The sequence below is a fragment of the Micromonospora sp. NPDC005298 genome (assembly GCF_040607375.1).
In the GTDB taxonomy this organism is placed as follows: Bacteria; Actinomycetota; Actinomycetes; order Mycobacteriales; family Micromonosporaceae; genus Micromonospora.
Window position 1 is genome coordinate 166571 of the sequence record NZ_JBEXGP010000002.1, and the last position, 16835, is coordinate 183405.

Here is a 16835-nt window from a genome sequence, read left to right on the forward strand (position 1 = left end):
GGCGACCAGCCAACGATGACTGACCGCTAGGAGGACGGCCGATGGGCGAGATGGTGCGCTACCGGAGCAACGGGGGCACGAGCGAGGGGTATCTCGCGATACCCGCCAGCGGCACGGCCAGTCCCGCGGTCATCGTCATCCAGGAATGGTGGGGCCTGGTCCCGCACATCCGCTCGGTGGCGGACCGGTTCGCCGAGGCCGGCTTCGTGGCCCTCGCACCGGACTTCTACCACGGTGAGACCACCAGCGAGCCGGACGAGGCGCAGCGGCTGCTGCTGGCGATGCGGATGGACGAGGCGGCCAAGGACATCGCCGGCGCGGCCGACTACCTCGCCGAGCGGCCCGAGGTCACCGGCAAGGTCGGCGCCGCCGGCTTCTGCGCCGGCGGCAGCCTGGCCCTCTGGTCGGCAACCATCTCCGAGCGGATCGTCGCCGCCGCCGGCTTCTACCCGGTGCTGCCGTGGGAGTCGATGCGCCCCGACTGGGCCGACTACGCCGGCAAGGCCGCCGTCATCCACTGCTCCGAAGAGGACGGCACCTCCACCGCCGAGGGCGTGCAGACCGCCCGCCGGGCCATCGAGGAGGCCGGTGGCACCTGCCACCTCTACGACTACCCGGGCACCTCGCACGCGTTCTTCAACGACGACCGGCCGGAGGCGTTCGACCAGCGTGCCGCCGCCAGCGCCTGGGCCCGGACCCTGGAACTCTTCCGGGCCAAGCTTGGCTGAGTCGCGTACCCCCGAGCAGGTGGTCGCCCGCGCAGCGCGGGCGACCGACCTGGCCGATCTCGACGCGGCCGTGAGCGACTGTTCCGCCTGCCCACGGCTCGTCCGGTGGCGGGAGGAGGTGGCCCGCACCCGCCGGGCCGCCTTCCGCGACCAGGAGTACTGGGGTCGGCCGGTCCCGGGCTACGGCACCGCCGACGCGCGGATCGCCATCCTCGGGCTGGCGCCCGCCGCGCACGGCGGAAACCGCACCGGCCGGATCTTCACCGGTGACCGCTCGGGCGACGTGCTGTTCGCCGCCCTGCATCGCGCCGGGCTCGCCAACCAGCCGACGAGCGTCGCCAGCGACGACGGTCTGACCCTGCGCGACCTGCGGATCTTCTCGGCCGTGCGGTGCGCGCCGCCGGACAACAAGCCCACCCCGGACGAACGCGACACCTGCGCTCCCTGGCTGCACCGCGAGGTCACGCTGATCCGGCCCACCCTGCGCGTCGCGCTCGGCGCGTTCGCCTGGGCCGCGTGGTGGCCGGTGCTGCGCCAGGTGTACGGGCAGCGCCCGCCCAGCCCGCGACCGGCGTTCGGCCATGGGGCACACTGGTCCGCAACGGGCGCGCCGGAGTTGCTCGGCTGCTACCACGTCAGCCAGCAGAACACCTTCACCGGGCGGCTGACACCAGAGATGCTTGACGATGTCTTCGGCCGGGCCAAGCAGTTGGCCCGAGTGGACTGAGAACGCGTGGGGCGGTGGCAATGACTGACGGTACGCGCCCGCCCACGCCGTACCCGGCTGCCGAGCAGGGGGTGCTGCGACCGGCGGTCGGCCTGCTGCGCCGCTGGTGGCCGGTTGGCGTGATCGCCGTCCTGCTCGCCGGCGCCGCGCTGGCGTCCGGCAACTCGTCGATCGGGGCCAGCCGGATCCCGCCTGTGGAACAGGTGCCGTGGGTTCCGGAGTACCCGACAGCCGAGCCGCCACCGTCGATCCCGGTGGAGCCGCGCGACGCCGGTGAGGCGACCCAGGCGCACATCCCGCAGTGGATCGCGACCGTGGCGATGGTGCTGCTCGGGTTGGCCATCCTCGCCGCCCTCAGCTATCTGGGCTGGATCCTGCTGCGCGGTCTGCGGCGCCGCCGGGCGACCCGGGCGCTGCCCGCGCAGTTCTCCAGGCGTACGGCCGAGGGCGCCGCCCGCGAGGTCGTCGCCGCGCTCGACGCCGGTCTGGTGGACCTCGACGACCGGGACACCGACCCCCGGGTGGCGGTGATCGCCTGCTGGGTGCGTCTGGAGGAGGCCGCCGCCACGGCGGGTGTTCCCCGACGTGCCGGTGACACCCCCACCGACCTGGTCAGCCGGCTGCTGCGCGGTGACCCGGCTGCGGGTGTGCCGGCGATCGTCAGCGCCGACGTGCTGGCCGAGCTGGCGTACGTCTACCGCGAGGCCCGGTACGCGACCCGCCCGGTCGACGAACGCACCCGCGACCAGGCCCGCTCCGCGCTGCGTCGGTTGCGCGGCGAGCTGACGGTGGCGGTGGGTTCGTGAGCAGCACCAGCATCGACGACCTGCTCGCCTTCGAGGAGGAGGAGGCGGCACCGGCCGGCCCGCAGGAGCGGGGCTCACGGTTCCGTCCGGTGCTGCGTTCGCTCGCGGTCGCCGCCGGGGTGGTCGCGGTGCTGCTCGTCGGCCTCCGCGCGGTCGGGCTCCAGGTCTCGCTTCCGGTGCTGGTCGCCGGGGTGCTCGCCGTACTCGCGGTTCGCCGGGTCACCGCCCTGCTCGCGCCGCCGCCCCCCGCGCCGCCCGCCCGCCGGATGGCCACCGGCGAGGAGGACGGCAGCTACCACTGGACCTCGCGGGACGCCCTGCGCGCGGCGATCAACGGCTGGGAACGGCCCCTGGACTGGTCGTCGGGCAACCGTGAACGGTTCACCGAACGGATCCTGCCCCGCCTCGGCGAGCTCGCCGACGAGCGGCTGCGCCAGCGGCACGGCCTCACCCGCGAATCCGATCCGACCCGCGCCCGGGCGCTGCTCGGTGACCAGCTCTGGAGCTTCCTCTCCACCCCCTCCCGCCGCCCCCCGTCGCCGCGCGACGTCGCGGCGATCGTCGCCGAACTGGAGAAGATCTGATGAACGACGTGGACCGGACCATGCCCGCCGCCGAGGTCGGCCACCTGGCGCGGGCGGTGCTGGACGCGGTCGGCACCGTCGTGGTCGGCAAGCGGGACGCGTTGGAGCTGGTCCTCGCCGGCATCCTGGCCGGCGGGCACGTGCTCCTGGAGGACCTGCCGGGGCTCGGCAAGACGCTCACCGCGCGTTCCTTCGCGCAGGCGCTCGGGCTGGACTTCCGCCGCCTCCAGTTCACCCCGGACCTGCTGCCCGCCGACGTCACCGGTTCCTTCCTGTACGACCAGCGCAACGGCGACTTCACCTTCCGGGCCGGGCCGGTCTTCACCAACCTGCTCCTCGCCGACGAGATCAACCGGACGCCACCGAAGACGCAGTCCGCGCTGCTGGAGGCGATGCAGGAGAAGCAGGTCTCGGTGGAGGGCGTGACGTACAAGCTGGACGAGCCGTTCCACGTCCTGGCGACCGCCAACCCCATCGAGTACGAGGGCACGTACCCGCTGCCCGAGGCGCAACTCGACCGTTTCCTGCTGCGGGTCTCCTTCGGCTACCCGGAGGGCGACGAGGAGTGGGAGGTGCTGCGCCGCCGGATGAGCCGCCGCCGCGAGGAGGCCGACATCAAGCCGGTGGTCGACGCGGCCACCCTGCGGGCGATGCAGGCCGCCCTGGAGGACGTGGTGGTGGAGGACTCCATCGGCCGGTACATCGTGGCTCTCACCGCGGCCACCCGGGAGCACCCGTCGGTGCTGGTCGGGGCCTCGCCCCGCGGCTCGCTGGCGCTGCTGCTGCTGGCCCGCGTCCGCGCCGTGTTCGGCGGTCGGGACTACGTGGTGCCGGAGGACGTCAAGGAGGTGGCGGCGCCCGCGCTCGCGCACCGGATCACGCTGCGCCCGGAGATGTGGCTGCGCCGCGTCGACCCGGCGTTCGTGGTCGGCGAGGTGCTGGACGCCACGCCCGCGCCGGCCAGCGGTGCGCTGCCGAGCTACGCCGCCGGCGGGCCCCGGCACTGATGACCGGATCGACCGTGCCGCACGCTGCCGAGCCGGAGCCGGCCGCCGGCTGGGCGCCCACCCGGGCGCTCGGCCGGGCGGTGCTGCTCGCCGGCCTGCTGCTGGTGGCGGGGGTGCTGCTGGGGCGGGTCGACCTGATCGTGCTGGCGGCGCCGTTCGCGCTCGGCACCGCGTACGCGCTGCGCCGCCGGCCCACCGCGCTGCCGCAGGTCTGGATCAGTCCCGGCGACGACGGTCCGCTGGTCGAGGGCGGCGACGTGGCGGCGGCGGTGAGCGTCGGCAACCCGGACACGGTCGACTACGACCTGGTGGTGGTGCGGTCCCGGGTGTCGCCGTGGCTGCGGATCGACCGCGCGGGCTTCGCCGGTACGGCGTCCGCCGACGACGCGCCGACGGCGGTGGAAGCGGCGCCGGCCGGCCGGTCCGCCGCCGACCGGCCGTTCGTGACGTCGGTGCCCACCGGCGCGGCCGTGGACCTGGAACTCGCCGGCCGGGCCCTGCGCTGGGGCCGGCATCCGGTCGGGCCGGCGGGCGCCCGGGTCGCCACGGCGGGCGGCCTGCTGGTCTCCCGCGCGGTGATCACCGAGCCGGTCGGGGTGCGGGTCTACCCGCGCACCGAGCCGTTCGAGGCGGTGGAGGCGATGCCCCGGGCGGCCGGCCTGGTCGGAGCGCACCACTCCCGCCGGCCCGGCGAGGGCGGCGAGCTGGCCGGCGTACGGATCTTCGCTCCCGGCGACCGGCTGCGCCGCATCGACTGGCGGGTGTCCCTGCGCGCCCGGCAGCTGCACGTCGCGGCCACCCTCTCGGACCGGGACGCCGAGGTGGTGGTACTGCTCGACGTGCTCGCCGAGGCCGGGCGCTCCGGCGGGGTGGGCGGTGCCGCCTCGGTGCTGGACACCACCGTGCGGGCCACCGCCGCGATCGCCGAGCACTACCTGCACCGGGGCGACCGGGTGTCGTTGCTGGAGTACGGGCCGGGGGCGCGACGGCTGCGCCCGGCCGCCGGCCGCCGGCAGTACCTGACGGTGTTGGAGTGGCTGCTCGACGTCCGTGCCGACTCGTCCCCGCACGAGCCGTACGACCAGGTGTTTGGCCCGCAGCTGCTCTCCTCGGACGCGCTGGTGGTGGTGCTCACGCCGCTGCTGGACGAGCGGTCCGCGCAGATGCTGGCCCGGCTGGCCCGCGCCGGACGGTTCGTGGTGGCCGTCGACACGCTGCCGGCCGACCTGGCGCCCCCGAAGGACCGGGGCTGGGCGGAGGTGGCGTACCGCCTATGGCGGCTGGACCGGGAGACCATGATCGGCCAGTTGCGGGAGCACGGCGTACCGGTGGTGCCGTGGGCCGGCGCCGGCAGCCTGGACCAGGTGTTGCGCGACGTGGCCCGGCTGGCCACCGCTCCGAGGGTGGGTGGCCGGTGAACGCCGTCGCCGAGCGGGTCCGGGCGGCCCAGGCCGCCTTCGGCCGGATCAGTCTGGTACCACTGCTGGTCCGTGGCGGGATCTTCGTCACGGTGCTGGCCGGGTTCGCGCTGGCGTTCCCCGCCGAGGTGCTGCCCGGGCGGCCGTTGCTCTTCCTGACGGTGGCCGCGCTGCTGCCCGCGGTCGGGCCCCGCCGCGTCTGGTCGACCTTCACGGCTCTCGTCACGGTGGGCGGCTGGCTGCTCGCCACCGACGGGTACGGCCGGCCGGTGGCGCTCTGGCGGCTGCTCGCCATCGCCGCGCTGCTCTACCTGGGGCACACCCTGTGCGCGCTGGCCGCGCTGCTGCCCTACGACGCGGTGGTGGACCCGGATCTGATCGTCCGCTGGCTGCTGCGGGCCGGCGCGGTGCTGCTGGGTTCCGCGGTGCTCGCGGTGCTGCTGGTGCAGGTGGCCGGCCTGGGCGGCGAGACCGGCCACCAGTGGGTCACGGTGCTCGGACTGCTGGTCGCGGTGGGTACCGCCGCGTTGCTGGGCTGGCTGCTGCGCCGCAGGTAGCCCGGTGGGGCAGCAGGGTTACGCAGGTCACAGGGGTTGTGCTCCGTCACAGATGGGGGGCGCGAGCGGGATTACCTGAGCAGGCCGGGGAAAGATAGATGACGTGAATCCGAAGCGGATCCTTGTGGTGGGTGCCGGGCACGTCGGTCTGTACGCCGCCCTGCGCCTGTCGAAGAAGCTCAGCTCCCGTGAGGCTGAGGTCATCGTCGTGGACCCCCAGCCGCACATGACCTACCAGCCGTTCCTGCCCGAGGCTGCGGCGGGCAACATCTCCCCGCGGCACTCCGTGGTGCCGCTGCGGCGGGAGTTGCGCCGGTGCAAGGTGGTGGCCGGCACGGTCACCCGCATCGAGCACGACCGCAAGGTGGCCACCGTGCAGCCGATCATCGGCCCGGCCCGGGAGATCGCGTACGACCACGTGGTCGTGGCTCCGGGCTCGGTGTCCCGGACGCTGCCGATCCCCGGCCTGCACGAGCAGGGCATCGGGTTCAAGACCATCGGCGAGGCGATCTACCTCCGCAACCACGTCCTGGACCGGCTGGACGTCGCCGCCGTCACCCCGGACCCGGACGTCCGCCGCTCGGCGCTGACCTTCACCTTCGTCGGCGGTGGTTACGCCGGCATCGAGGCGCTCGCCGAGATGGAGGACATGGCCCGTGACGCGCTGCGCTACTACCCGGAGCTGAAGCCGGAGGACATGCGCTGGGTGCTCGTCGAGGCGACCCAGCGGGTGCTGCCCGAGGTGGACCGGGACATGGGCGCCTACACGGTGCAGCAGCTCCTCAAGCGGAACATGGACATCCGACTGGACACCCGGCTGGAGTCCTGCGTCGACGGCGTGGTCAAGCTGTCCGACGGTGACAGCTTCCGTTCCGACACGATCGTCTGGACCGCGGGCGTGAAGCCGTCGCCGATGCTCGACGCCACGGACTTCCCGCGCGACGATCGCCGGCGGGTCACCTGCATCCCCACCCTCCAGGTGGTCGACGGCGACCGGGTGATCGAGGGCGCGTGGAGCGCGGGCGACTGCGCCGCGGTGCCCGACCTCACCAAGGAGCCCGGTAACTTCTGCTCGCCGAGCGCCCAGCACGCGGTGCGCCAGGCGGCGCGGATGGCCGACAACATCGCGAACGTGATCCGGGGCCGCGAGCCGGTCAACTACAAGCACAAGCACGTCGGCAGCGTGGCGAGCCTCGGCCTGCACAAGGGCGTCGCCCAGGTGTACGGGATCAAGATGACCGGCTGGCCGGCGTGGTTCATGCACCGGACGTACCACATGAGCCGGATCCCGTCGCTCAACCGCAAGGTCCGGGTGGTGGTCGACTGGTCGCTGGCGTTCTTCCTCAAGCGTGAGGTGGTCGCCCTGGGCCAGTTGCACGATCCCCGCGAGGAGTTCGTGGAGGCGTCCCAGCCGGTAGGCGCCCCCCGCGTCTAACCCCGCACCACCCCGCCGATCTTGCACTTTCGTACGCCGTCATGCCCCTTCCGTAGGGGCTTGCCGGGGCGAAAAGTGCAAGATCGGCGGCGTTTGTGGGGGGTTTCAGACCCGCCAGGTCCAGGCGTCGGCGATTCTGGTGGGCTTGCCGTAGAGCTGTTCCAGGGTCGCCTTCAGGCTCTCCGCGTGCGGGGCTCCGTCGGGCAGGGCCACGCAGGACGCGCCCCAGAAGTCGGCGTCCTTGGCAGCCTGTCGACGCTGTTCGTCCCCGATGGCCGGCTGGTCGCCACGCCGCGCGACGTCCGCCAGCAGCGCCGAGGTGGGCTGCTTGAAGGTGCCCATCGCCGCGGTGCCGCCCCGACCGTACGGGCCGATGAAGAAACCCTCCGGCATCCCGAACTCGGCGTCGGCGGCGACCGCCCAGCGCATCGGCCACGGCTCCTTCGGCGTGGGCAACGGCACCGGGACCAGCACCCCGCCGGGTTTGACGCACTGCCGCCACCCTCCGCCGGTGATGAACTCCGGCACGGGGGGCCGCTCGGCGGTCGGCAGCGGCGTCGGGAAGATCGGCAGCAGCGCGGCGATCACGGCCAGCGGCACGAACCGTCGGACCCGACCGGTGCCGCGCAACGCCCGGTCGACCGCCAGGACGAGCAGCGTCGCGACGATCGGCAGGAGCGCCAGGCCGAACCGCATGGGCAGCGCCCCGTCCACCACGGGCAGCCCGGCGAGCAGGGCGTACGGGCCGGGCAGCGCGGTGCGGGTGCCGCCGAGCACCACCTCCGGGCCGAGCGACAGGGCCCCCATCACGAGCCCGGCGGCCACGCAGGCCAGCACCAGTCGCCGTCGACCGGCCCAGAAGGCGCAGGCGACGGCGGCCAGCAGCAGCGGCCAGCCGAGGAAGGTGTTGTACTCCGACGGGCCGGTGGTGAGCCGCGCGGACTCGTCGTTGCCGAGCACCGACAGCGGGGAGACCGTCCACCAGCTGCTCAGGTCGGCGGAGAAGTAGGCGGGGCTGAACATCCCGTCGGCGACGCCCTGCGGGCCGGCGAACTGGAACCACAGCGGATAGCCGAGCACGAGCAGCGCCAACCCGGCGGCGACGGCCAGCCCGGCGGCGAAGGTGGGCAGCGTCCGCCGCGTCAGGTCCCGGTCGGTGAGCGCGTAGCTGACCGCCATCACGAAGAGGGCCACGGCGGCGAGGAAGAGCACCTCCTCGCCGACGAAGACCTGCACGGTGACGGCGGCGGCCAGGCCGGCCGCGGAGCTGAGAACGCGCCGCCGGTCCGGTCCGCCGAGCGTCGTCGTCCCGGGGTCGGACGCCCGCAGCAGCCGGACCACCAGCCAGACGATCACGGGTACCAGCCACTGGGCGGTCATGTGCAGGTGACTGTTGGTCTGCGACACCATCCCGGGGCCGAAGCCGCACAGCCCGCCACCGAGCGCGGCGGCGAGCCGGCGGGCGCGCAGCGTCCGGTGGAACAGCAGGTACCAGGCGAGCGCGGTGCCGGCCAGGTTGGCGGCGGCCAGCAGCGCGAAGGTGACCGGAGCACCGAGCAGAAGGGTGACCGGTGCGCAGACGACGCCGAGTGCGATGACCGTCGTGTTGGCCATGAGGTTGACCCCGTCCGGGGCGTTGAGCCGGTCGGTGAGCAGCCCGAAGTCACCCAGCAGCGCTCGCGCGTCGACGGCGAGGAACCACTCGTAGAGGGCCTGGTCCTCCGGGTTGAGCGCCAGCGTGCGGCCACCCGGGTCGGGCCACAGCCCGTGGGTGAGCCAACCGGCCAGCACCACGAAGAGCAGGGCGACCACCAGGTCCCCCCGACGGCGACGCACGGCGGTCAGCAGCCGGACGGCCAGAGGCCGCCGGTTGCCCTGATCGGCGAGGCGCAAGGCCTGCTCAGGGGCGGCGTCGGGGGCCGTGGGGGCTGCGCTGCTCACGGCATCGACCCTAATGTGGCAAGCCCGGCGGGGTACGTCGGGTCGCCGCAGACCGGCTACGGTGACACTGCACCGTGCGTGTCGGCGCGCCGGTGCCACCCCGCCCGGGTGGTGGAACGGCAGACACGGCCGCCTTAAAAGCGGCTGCCGCAAGGCGTGCGGGTTCGACCCCCGCCCCGGGCACCAGTGGGCCTCGTGCGCTTTCTCATTCGTGATCACCAGGACTTGGCAGCGCCGTTTACTCTTGGAGGGCACGTTCACGTGCAAACGACCCCCTGAGGGAGGCCAGACAGTGAAGACCTCGAACCCGGTGCTCGCCCGGCTCGGCCAGGCGGCCGAGCGGGAGCGCTCCGCCGGGTACGCCCCGGCCGGGCCGTACGGACAGCCCGGCATTCCCCAGCAGTACCCCTCCCAGGCCGGTTACCCGGCCGCACCGCCGACCGTCGCCCCCATGACGATCGACGACGTGGTCGTCAAGACGGTCGCCCTGCTCGGCATCCTCGGCATCACCGCCGCGGCGGCCTGGGTGCTCGTGCCCGACTCGCTGGTCAGCACCGCCTGGATCGGCGCGGCGGTGGTCGGCCTCGTCCTCGGCTTGATCATTTCGTTCTCCCGGATGGCGAACCCGGCGCTGGTCATCGCGTACGCGGTCGTCGAGGGTGTCTTCGTCGGCATGGTCAGCAAGGCGTTCGAGACGCGCTACGACGGCATCGTGCTCCAGGCCGCCGTGGCGAGCTTCGGCATCTTCTTCCTGATGGCCATGCTCTACAAGGCGAAGGTCATCCGCGCCACCCCGGCCTTCGTCAAGGGCATGATCGCGGCGATGGTCGGCCTCTTCGCCGTCATGATGATCAACCTGGTGCTGGCGCTGTTCGGCGTCAACACGGGTCTGCGCGACGGCAGCCCGCTGGCCATCGGCTTCAGCCTGGTCTGCATCGTGGTCGCCTCGCTGAGCTTCGTGCTCAGCTTCAAGGAGGTCGAGGACGGCGTCCGGATGGGCCTGCCGCAGCGCTACTCCTGGGTGGCCGCGTTCGGCATCCTGGTCAGCCTGGTCTGGCTCTACATCGAGATCCTGCGCCTGCTGAGCTACTTCCAGGGCGACGACTGACCTCGTCCGCACCTCGACCGGCGCCCGCTCCCGCTCTCGTGGGGGCGGGCGCCGTCGTCCGCGCCGTTTGCCCGCCGCCGCCGGCCCGCCCGGGGCAGAGTGACTGCGAGGGGTACGCGGGCGAAGGAGGCGGCGGTGCGCAGCAACAACCCGGTGCTCAACCGGCTGGACGAGACCGGCCGGTTGGAGTCCCGGGTGCTCGGCGCCCGCGACGTCGAGCCGATGACCGTCGACGACGTGGTGGTCCGTACCGTCGGGTTGCTGCTCGTCACCGGGGTGGCCGCCGCGGTGTCCTGGGTGGTGATCCCCGACGCGGTGTGGCTGGGTGCCGCGCTTGCCGGCAGCGCCCTGGCGTCGATCGCGCTGGTCCTGGTCATCTCCCTGCGCCGGATCACCAACCCGGTCCCGATCGTCGGTTACGCCCTGCTCCAGGGGCTGCTGCTGGGGGTGGCCAGCCGGGCTTTCGAGCAGATCTACCCGGGCATCGTGGTGCAGGCGGTCGCCGGTACGTTCGGTGTCTTCTTCGGCATGGCGGCGCTCTACCGGGCCCGGATCATCCGGGCGACGCCCCGGCTTGCCCGTCTGGTGATCGGCACGCTGCTCGGCATCGTCGTGCTCAGCGTCGTCAACCTGGTGTCGTACCTGATCTCCGGACGGCCCGGACTGGAGGTCTACAGCGCCAGCGGGGAGGTCGGCTGGCTGCCGTACGCCTTCTCGGTGGTGGCGATCATCGCCGGGGCGTTCAGTTTCATCCTCGACTTCGACCTCGTCGAACGGTCGGTACGCGACGGTCGGCCCCGCCGGTTCGCCTGGCTGAGCGCGTTCGGCCTGCTCACCGGGTTGGTGTTCCTGTACTGGCAGTTGCTGCGGCTGCTCAGCTACCTGCGTCGCTGACCGGTACCTGCGTCCTGACCGGCCCAGGCCCGTCGTGACCCGTGCCGGCCGTAGACTCGGCGCCGATGAGCGCTACGGAGTTGGGTCAGGCTGTGCGGCGGCTGGTCGGCCAGGTCGGGCACTGGGAGCAGCCGCGCTGGGCGGCGACCGCGACCACCGGCAACGTGCCCCGCGCCGACCTGGTGCACCGTCTCGTGCAGGAGATCGCCAACCTGGGCGCCGACGTCGAGGGGCAGCCGCGCCGGGTGGTGCCCCGGCTCGACAACGACCTGGCCCTGCCCGACCAGCTACGGGTGGTGACGGCCGACCTGGTGGCCGCCGGGCCGGCTGACGAGGTGCTGGCGCGGGCCGCCGCCGAGGTGACGGCGACCCGCGGAGCGCTCTGAGCTCAGCTCAGCCGCTCAAGCACCATGGCCATGCCCTGTCCGCCGCCGACGCACATGGTCTCCAGGCCGATGGTCTTGTCGTGCCATTCCAACGCGTTGAGCAGGGTGCCGGTGATCCGGGCGCCGGTCATGCCGAACGGGTGGCCGACGGCGATCGCGCCGCCCATCACGTTCAGCTTCTCCTGCGGGATGCCCAACTGCCGGTAGGAGGGGATGACCTGCGCGGCGAACGCCTCGTTGATCTCGACGAGGTCGACGTCGTCGATGGTCATGCCGGCCCGGCGCAGTGCCTGCCGGGACGCCTCGACCGGGCCGAGGCCCATGATCTCCGGCGACAGCGCGGTCACGCCGGTGGAGACGATCCGGGCCAGCGGGGTCAACCCGAGTTCCTCGGCCCGCTGGGCGCTCATCACGACCACGGCGGCGGCGCCGTCGTTGAGCGGGCAGCAGTTGCCGGCGGTGATCCGGCCGTCCGGGCGGAACACCGGCTTCAGGCCGGAGACGGCGTCCAGGGTGACGCCGGCGCGCGGACCGTCGTCGGTGCTCACCACCGTGCCGTTCGGCGTGGTGACCGGGGTGATCTCCCGGGCCCAGAAACCGTCGGCGATGGCCTTCTCGGCGAGGTTCTGACTGCGGACGCCGAACTCGTCCATGTCGGCGCGGGTCACGTCGTACACCTGGGCCAGGTTCTCGGCGGTCTGCCCCATGGTCAGGTAGATGTCCGGCAGCTCACCGGACTCGCGCGGGTCGGTCCACACCTCGGCGCCGCCCTGCGCGCGTCGCTTGGAGCGCTCGGCGGCCTCGGCGAACCGCGGGTTCTCCCAACCGCCGCCGACCAGGGCCTGCGCCTCCGGCGGCAAACCGTCGGAGCTGCCCCGGGCGTACCGGGAGACCATCTCCACACCGGCGGAGACGAAGACGTCGCCCTCTCCGGCGCGGATGGCGTGCAGGGCCATCCGGGTGGTCTGCAACGAGGACGCGCAGTAGCGGGTCAGCGTCGCGCCGGGCACGGTGTCGAGCCCGAGCAGGGTGGCCACCACGCGGGCCATGTTGAAGCCCTGCTCGCCACCGGGCAGGCCACACCCGAGGTAGATGTCGTCGATGGTGGTCGGGTCGAGCTGGGGGATCTTGTCCAGTGCGGCCTGGACGATTGTCGCGGCGAGGTCGTCGGAGCGGACGTCGCGCAGGGACCCCTTGTGCGCCCGGCCGATGGGGGAGCGGGCGGTGGCGACGATGACGGCGTCGCGGGACGACTCAATCGGCATGGACCAACGTTAACCCGCCGGTAACATGGCGGGAAGAAGCGAGCGCGGCGGGAAATGTCACCCCACCCGGGGCCTAGCGCCGCGAGGCGACCGCGGCGGCCGCCGCGATGGCGGGCAGCAGCGCGTGCGCCCACACCCGGTAGCCGTCGGCCGAGGGGTGGAAGCCGTCGTGGCAGAGCGTCCCCGCGTCGGCCCGGAACACCGGCCCGGTCTCGGTGGCCAGGTCGACCACGGTGCCACCGGCGTCCAGCACGGCCAGGGTCTGCGCGCGGGCCATCCGCCGGCCGGACCAGCCGATCACCTGGCGCAGCGGGGGAGCGATCGCCCGTACCGCCCCGAGATCGGGGCACGTGCCCACCACCACCTCGACCCGCGCCTCCCGGAGCCGGTGCACCGCCGCCCCCAGGTACGCCGCCGCGTCGGCCGGCCGGCGCAGCGCGGTGGCGTCGTTCGCGCCGATCAGGATCAACGCCACGTCGGGCCGCTCGCCGAGCAGGGCGCGGGCCACCTGGGTGGCCAGGTCAGTCGAACGGGAACCGGAGACACCGACGCTCGACAGGTGCACCCGACGGCCGGCCGGCCCCTCGGCGAGCAGGTGGGCCAACTGCCCGCCGATCGTGTCCTCCAGGCGTTCCACGCCCACGCCCAGGGCCGACGAGTCGCCGAGCAGCACCAGCCGCAGCGGCGCCGCACCGGCCCGACCGACCGTGGCGCGCAACGCCAACCCCAGTTCCGGCTGGGCGTACCGCCGGTGACGGGCCGCGAACGCCTCACCGGCCAGGACGGCGGCCCCGCCCACCGTGCCGGCGAGCAGCGAGAGTGCCGCCGCCCGACCCAGTCGGCCGGGGAGGCCGGCGGTCACGTCCCGCCCGCTGCGCTCGTTCATGCCAGTCCCTCCACTGTCGAGGCGTCCGGGGCGGAGCCGCGCTGCGGCACCGCGCCGACACCGAAGAACGCCCGGCGGCGCAACTGCGCCCACCGGCCGGCCGGACCTCGGTCGTGGCCCCGGACCTGCGTGCCACTGACCTCGGTGCCGGGGTGCCGGGCCGCCTCCTGCGCGGCCTCAGGCAGCGACCGTACGCCCTCGCCGCGCGCCTGTGTAGCCCGTCTTTCCTGCCCGGCGCCCAGTGCCGAGAGCATCGTCGGCAGGAGGGCGGCGGCGGCCATCGCGTACCCCTCGGCGGAGGGATGGAACCGGTCCCAGGCGAACATCCGGGCCGGCTCGGCGGCGAACCGGGGACCGAGCAGGTCACCGAGGGAGACAGTCCAGCCGCCCGCCTCCACGACCGCCACCGTCTGGGCTGCGGCGAGCTGCCGGCTCCAGCGGTGCGCCAGCCAGCGCAGCGGCGGTTGGATCGGCCGGATCGCGCCCAGGTCGGGGCAGGTGCCGACGACCACCTCGCACCCCTCGTCCCGCAGGGTGTGCACCGCCTCGACCAGGTACCGCACGGCCAGCCCGCGCGGCGTGCGGTTGGTGATGTCGTTGCCGCCGATGAGGATCACCGCGATGTCCGGCTGGTGCTCCAACGCCGCCTCCACCTGGTGCCGCAGCGCCGACGAGATGGCGCCGACCACGGCGAAGCGGTGCAGGTGCACCGGCCGGTGCAGCCGGCGCGACAGGCCGGTGGCGAGCAGCGCCCCGGGGGTCTCCCGGCGGCGGTGCACCCCGTAGCCGGCCGCCGACGAGTCGCCGAGCACGACCATGGTGAGCGCGGGGCCGGGGAACTTCGCGCCGTACACCCCGTCGCAGCGCGGCGGCGGGGCCTCGGCCATCGGGATGGTGCGCCGGGCCTGCCGGGCCTGGCCGAGCAGCACCCCGCCGGTCGCCATGGCGGCCGCCGCGGTGGCGCCCGTCCAGATGGCCGCCAGGCGGGCGACCCGCCGGGCCTGTCGCCAGCGCGGACCTACGGGTACGACGAAACCAGCCACCCCCATACAGCGACATTATCGCGCCGGCCCGACACGCCGCTGTCGTCGTGACGCCACCCGGGTGCCTGGAAACCGACGCCACGGGGTACCAGTACGGGGGAGGCCGGCCGACTTGCGCCGACCCGCCACGCTGATCCGGCGGAGAGGAGCGCGACGATGGGTAAGACACTGAAGCGCAGTGCGGCGTTCACGGCACTGGCCCGGGCACTTGCTGCCGGGGCGCGCGGGGGCCCGTCGCTGGGCACCCGGTTGGCGGCGCTGCCCCGGATGATCAGGGCCACCACCAGGGGCGAGTACGACGGTGGTCTCCGGCTGGCCCTGATGACGGCGGCGACGGCGTACATCGTCTCGCCGATCGACCTGCTGCCGGAGATCCCGCTGGCGATCTTCGGGCTGGCCGACGACGCGGTCATGATCACCTGGTTGGCCGGCAGCGTGCTCGCCGAGACCGACCGCTTCCTGGAGTGGGAGGCCCGCCGCAGCTCGGTCATCCCAGGGGGCCTGGTGCCCTGACGACACGTACGCTTGGCGGGAGGAAACGTCTGCCCGGCCGCCGTCGCCGGCGCCGCAACGAAGGGCACACCGTGCAGTACTACGACAACGTCGTCGACATGATCGGCAACACCCCGCTGGTACGTCTGCGTAACGTCACCGAGGGCATCCAGGCCACCGTGCTCGCCAAGGTGGAGTACGTGAACCCGGGCGGCTCGGTGAAGGACCGGATCGCGCTGCGGATGGTGGAGGACGCCGAGGCCGCCGGCCTGCTCAAGCCCGGCGGCACCATCGTCGAGCCGACCAGCGGCAACACCGGCGTCGGGCTGGCCCTGGTGGCCCAGCTCAAGGGCTACAAGTGTGTCTTCGTCTGCCCGGACAAGGTCAGCCAGGACAAGCAGGACGTGCTGCGGGCGTACGGGGCCGAGGTGGTGGTCTGCCCGACCGCCGTCGCCCCGGAGGACCCGCGTTCGTACTACAACGTCTCGGACCGGTTGACCCGGGAGATCCCCGGCGCCTGGAAGCCCGACCAGTACAGCAACGCGGCCAACCCGCGCTCGCACTACGAGACCACCGGTCCGGAGCTGTGGAAGCAGACCGAGGGCGGGCTCACCCACTTCGTGACGGGTGTCGGCACCGGTGGCACGATCTCCGGCATCGGGCGGTACCTGAAGGAGGCCTCCGACGGTCGAGTGAAGATCATCGGGGCAGACCCGGAGGGTTCGGTCTACTCCGGCGGCACCGGTCGCCCGTACCTCGTGGAGGGCGTCGGCGAGGACTTCTGGCCGGAGACGTACGACCGGGGTGTGGCCGACGAGATCGTCGAGGTGTCGGACAAGGCGTCCTTCGAGATGACCCGGCGGCTGGCCCGCGAGGAGGGGCTGCTGGTCGGCGGCTCCTGCGGGATGGCAGTGGTCGCCGCGCTGGAGGTCGCCCGCAGGGCCGGGCCGGACGACGTGATCGTGGTGCTGCTGCCGGACGGCGGCCGAGGTTACCTGTCGAAGATCTTCAACGACTCGTGGATGGCCCGGTACGGCTTCCTCGACAACTCCGGCGCCGAGCCGACGGTGGCCGACGCGCTGGCCAGCAAGCCGGGTGGGCTGCCCGAGCTGGTGCACGTGCACCCGACCGAGACGGTCCGCGACGCGATCGACTACATGCGTGAGTACGGCGTCTCGCAGCTGCCGGTGCTCAAGGCCGAGCCGCCCGTGGTGACCGGTGAGGTCGCCGGGTCGATCGCCGAGCGGGACCTGCTCGACGCGTTGTTCACCGGTCAGGCGCACCTGCACGACACCATCGAGCGGCACATGGCCGATCCGTTGCCGATGATCGGTGGGGGGCAGCCGGTGAGCGAGGCCGTCGGCCTGCTGGAGAAGTCCGACGCGGCGCTGGTGCTGGTCGACGGCAAGCCGAAGGGCGTCCTGACCCGCCAGGACCTGCTGGCCCACCTCGGCGCCCACTGAGTTCGCCCGGCGTCCCACCTGGTGTCCCGCCCGTGGGCGGGACACCAGGTGAGCCCGCCGCTCCCTTTGCTCTGCATACGTATATGCACCATCGC

At 73.2% G+C, this 16835-nt stretch carries 17 protein-coding genes and 1 tRNA gene; 14 read left to right on the forward strand and 4 right to left on the reverse strand.

Features of this window, described 5'->3' with window-relative positions:
- Positions 1-41 precede the first annotated feature (41 nt).
- From ABZS77_RS05430 to ABZS77_RS05465, 8 genes are all read left to right on the forward strand, one after another.
- Entirely contained in the window at positions 42-728 is a 687-nt protein-coding gene (locus ABZS77_RS05430; RefSeq protein WP_354817625.1) for a dienelactone hydrolase family protein, read from the forward strand.
- A gap of 19 nt (positions 729-747) precedes the next feature.
- Positions 748-1455 (forward strand): uracil-DNA glycosylase, encoded by a 708-nt coding sequence (locus ABZS77_RS05435; protein WP_354817628.1) that lies wholly within the window; start codon positions 748-750, stop codon positions 1453-1455.
- Positions 1456-1475: 20 nt separating this feature from the next.
- Positions 1476-2261, forward strand: a complete 786-nt coding sequence (locus ABZS77_RS05440; protein WP_354817631.1) for a DUF4129 domain-containing protein — start codon at positions 1476-1478, stop codon at positions 2259-2261.
- A complete protein-coding gene (locus ABZS77_RS05445) occupies positions 2258-2845 on the forward strand; it encodes a hypothetical protein (RefSeq protein WP_354817634.1) in 588 nt (195 codons plus the stop codon). Before ABZS77_RS05440 ends, ABZS77_RS05445 begins: the two co-directional genes overlap by 4 nt.
- Complete coding sequence (locus ABZS77_RS05450) at positions 2845-3852, forward strand: MoxR family ATPase (RefSeq protein WP_354817637.1); 1008 nt, start codon at positions 2845-2847, stop codon at positions 3850-3852. The genes ABZS77_RS05445 and ABZS77_RS05450 overlap by 1 nt, the downstream gene beginning before the upstream one ends.
- Positions 3852-5270 carry a DUF58 domain-containing protein gene (locus ABZS77_RS05455; protein WP_354817640.1) on the forward strand — a complete coding sequence of 473 codons (1419 nt, stop codon included), beginning with the start codon at positions 3852-3854 and terminating at the stop codon, positions 5268-5270. The genes ABZS77_RS05450 and ABZS77_RS05455 overlap by 1 nt, the downstream gene beginning before the upstream one ends.
- A complete protein-coding gene (locus tag ABZS77_RS05460) occupies positions 5267-5827 on the forward strand; it encodes a hypothetical protein (RefSeq protein ID WP_354817643.1) in 561 nt (186 codons plus the stop codon). The genes ABZS77_RS05455 and ABZS77_RS05460 overlap by 4 nt, the downstream gene beginning before the upstream one ends.
- Before the next feature lie 103 nt (positions 5828-5930).
- A complete protein-coding gene (locus ABZS77_RS05465; protein ID WP_354817646.1) occupies positions 5931-7262 on the forward strand; it encodes an NAD(P)/FAD-dependent oxidoreductase in 1332 nt (443 codons plus the stop codon).
- A gap of 105 nt (positions 7263-7367) precedes the next feature.
- Here the strand turns inward: ABZS77_RS05465 and ABZS77_RS05470 are convergent, their stop codons facing one another.
- On the reverse strand, positions 7368-9203 hold the full coding sequence (locus ABZS77_RS05470) for a hypothetical protein (RefSeq protein ID WP_354817649.1): 1836 nt from the start codon (positions 9201-9203) through the stop codon (positions 7368-7370).
- Between the two features lie 102 nt (positions 9204-9305).
- Between ABZS77_RS05470 and ABZS77_RS05475 the strand changes: the two genes are divergently transcribed.
- The 4 genes from ABZS77_RS05475 to ABZS77_RS05490 all read left to right on the forward strand — a co-directional run bounded on the left by ABZS77_RS05475 (position 9306) and on the right by ABZS77_RS05490 (position 11591).
- A tRNA-Leu gene (locus ABZS77_RS05475) sits at positions 9306-9389 on the forward strand.
- Positions 9390-9495: 106 nt separating this feature from the next.
- Positions 9496-10311, forward strand: coding sequence for a Bax inhibitor-1/YccA family protein (locus ABZS77_RS05480; RefSeq protein WP_354817652.1), 816 nt, complete (start codon positions 9496-9498; stop codon positions 10309-10311).
- 135 nt (positions 10312-10446) lie between these two features.
- Entirely contained in the window at positions 10447-11205 is a 759-nt protein-coding gene (locus tag ABZS77_RS05485) for a Bax inhibitor-1/YccA family protein (RefSeq protein WP_354817655.1), read from the forward strand.
- A gap of 65 nt (positions 11206-11270) precedes the next feature.
- Positions 11271-11591: a hypothetical protein gene (locus ABZS77_RS05490; protein ID WP_354817658.1), complete on the forward strand. Its 321-nt coding sequence runs from the start codon at positions 11271-11273 to the stop codon at positions 11589-11591.
- A gap of 2 nt (positions 11592-11593) precedes the next feature.
- Here the strand turns inward: ABZS77_RS05490 and ABZS77_RS05495 are convergent, their stop codons facing one another.
- From ABZS77_RS05495 to ABZS77_RS05505, 3 genes are all read right to left on the reverse strand, one after another.
- Positions 11594-12856 carry an acetyl-CoA C-acetyltransferase gene (locus ABZS77_RS05495; protein WP_354817661.1) on the reverse strand — a complete coding sequence of 421 codons (1263 nt, stop codon included), beginning with the start codon at positions 12854-12856 and terminating at the stop codon, positions 11594-11596.
- 73 nt (positions 12857-12929) lie between these two features.
- A complete protein-coding gene (locus ABZS77_RS05500; RefSeq protein WP_354817664.1) occupies positions 12930-13742 on the reverse strand; it encodes an SGNH/GDSL hydrolase family protein in 813 nt (270 codons plus the stop codon).
- A complete protein-coding gene (locus tag ABZS77_RS05505) occupies positions 13739-14791 on the reverse strand; it encodes an SGNH/GDSL hydrolase family protein (protein ID WP_354817667.1) in 1053 nt (350 codons plus the stop codon). Before ABZS77_RS05505 ends, ABZS77_RS05500 begins: the two co-directional genes overlap by 4 nt.
- A gap of 150 nt (positions 14792-14941) precedes the next feature.
- Here ABZS77_RS05505 and ABZS77_RS05510 point away from each other — a divergent pair, with 150 nt between their 5' ends.
- Both ABZS77_RS05510 and ABZS77_RS05515 read left to right on the forward strand, forming a co-directional pair.
- A complete protein-coding gene (locus ABZS77_RS05510; protein WP_139584153.1) occupies positions 14942-15298 on the forward strand; it encodes a YkvA family protein in 357 nt (118 codons plus the stop codon).
- 71 nt (positions 15299-15369) lie between these two features.
- Positions 15370-16740: a cystathionine beta-synthase gene (locus ABZS77_RS05515; protein ID WP_354817670.1), complete on the forward strand. Its 1371-nt coding sequence runs from the start codon at positions 15370-15372 to the stop codon at positions 16738-16740.
- The last annotated feature ends 95 nt before the right edge of the window (positions 16741-16835 follow it).

What these genes read in the sequence shown, in the direction of transcription:
- ABZS77_RS05430 (WP_354817625.1), top strand. Translation starts at nt 42, where the DNA reads ATGGGCGAGATGGTGCGCTACCGGAGCAACGGGGGCACGAGCGAGGGG.
- ABZS77_RS05440 (WP_354817631.1), top strand. Translation starts at nt 1,476, where the DNA reads ATGACTGACGGTACGCGCCCGCCCACGCCGTACCCGGCTGCCGAGCAG.
- ABZS77_RS05450 (WP_354817637.1), top strand. Translation starts at nt 2,845, where the DNA reads ATGAACGACGTGGACCGGACCATGCCCGCCGCCGAGGTCGGCCACCTG.
- ABZS77_RS05455 (WP_354817640.1), top strand. Translation starts at nt 3,852, where the DNA reads ATGACCGGATCGACCGTGCCGCACGCTGCCGAGCCGGAGCCGGCCGCC.
- ABZS77_RS05490 (WP_354817658.1), top strand. Translation starts at nt 11,271, where the DNA reads ATGAGCGCTACGGAGTTGGGTCAGGCTGTGCGGCGGCTGGTCGGCCAG.
- ABZS77_RS05495 (WP_354817661.1), bottom strand. Translation starts at nt 12,856, where the DNA reads ATGCCGATTGAGTCGTCCCGCGACGCCGTCATCGTCGCCACCGCCCGC.
- ABZS77_RS05500 (WP_354817664.1), bottom strand. Translation starts at nt 13,742, where the DNA reads ATGAACGAGCGCAGCGGGCGGGACGTGACCGCCGGCCTCCCCGGCCGA.
- ABZS77_RS05505 (WP_354817667.1), bottom strand. Translation starts at nt 14,791, where the DNA reads ATGGGGGTGGCTGGTTTCGTCGTACCCGTAGGTCCGCGCTGGCGACAG.
- ABZS77_RS05510 (WP_139584153.1), top strand. Translation starts at nt 14,942, where the DNA reads ATGGGTAAGACACTGAAGCGCAGTGCGGCGTTCACGGCACTGGCCCGG.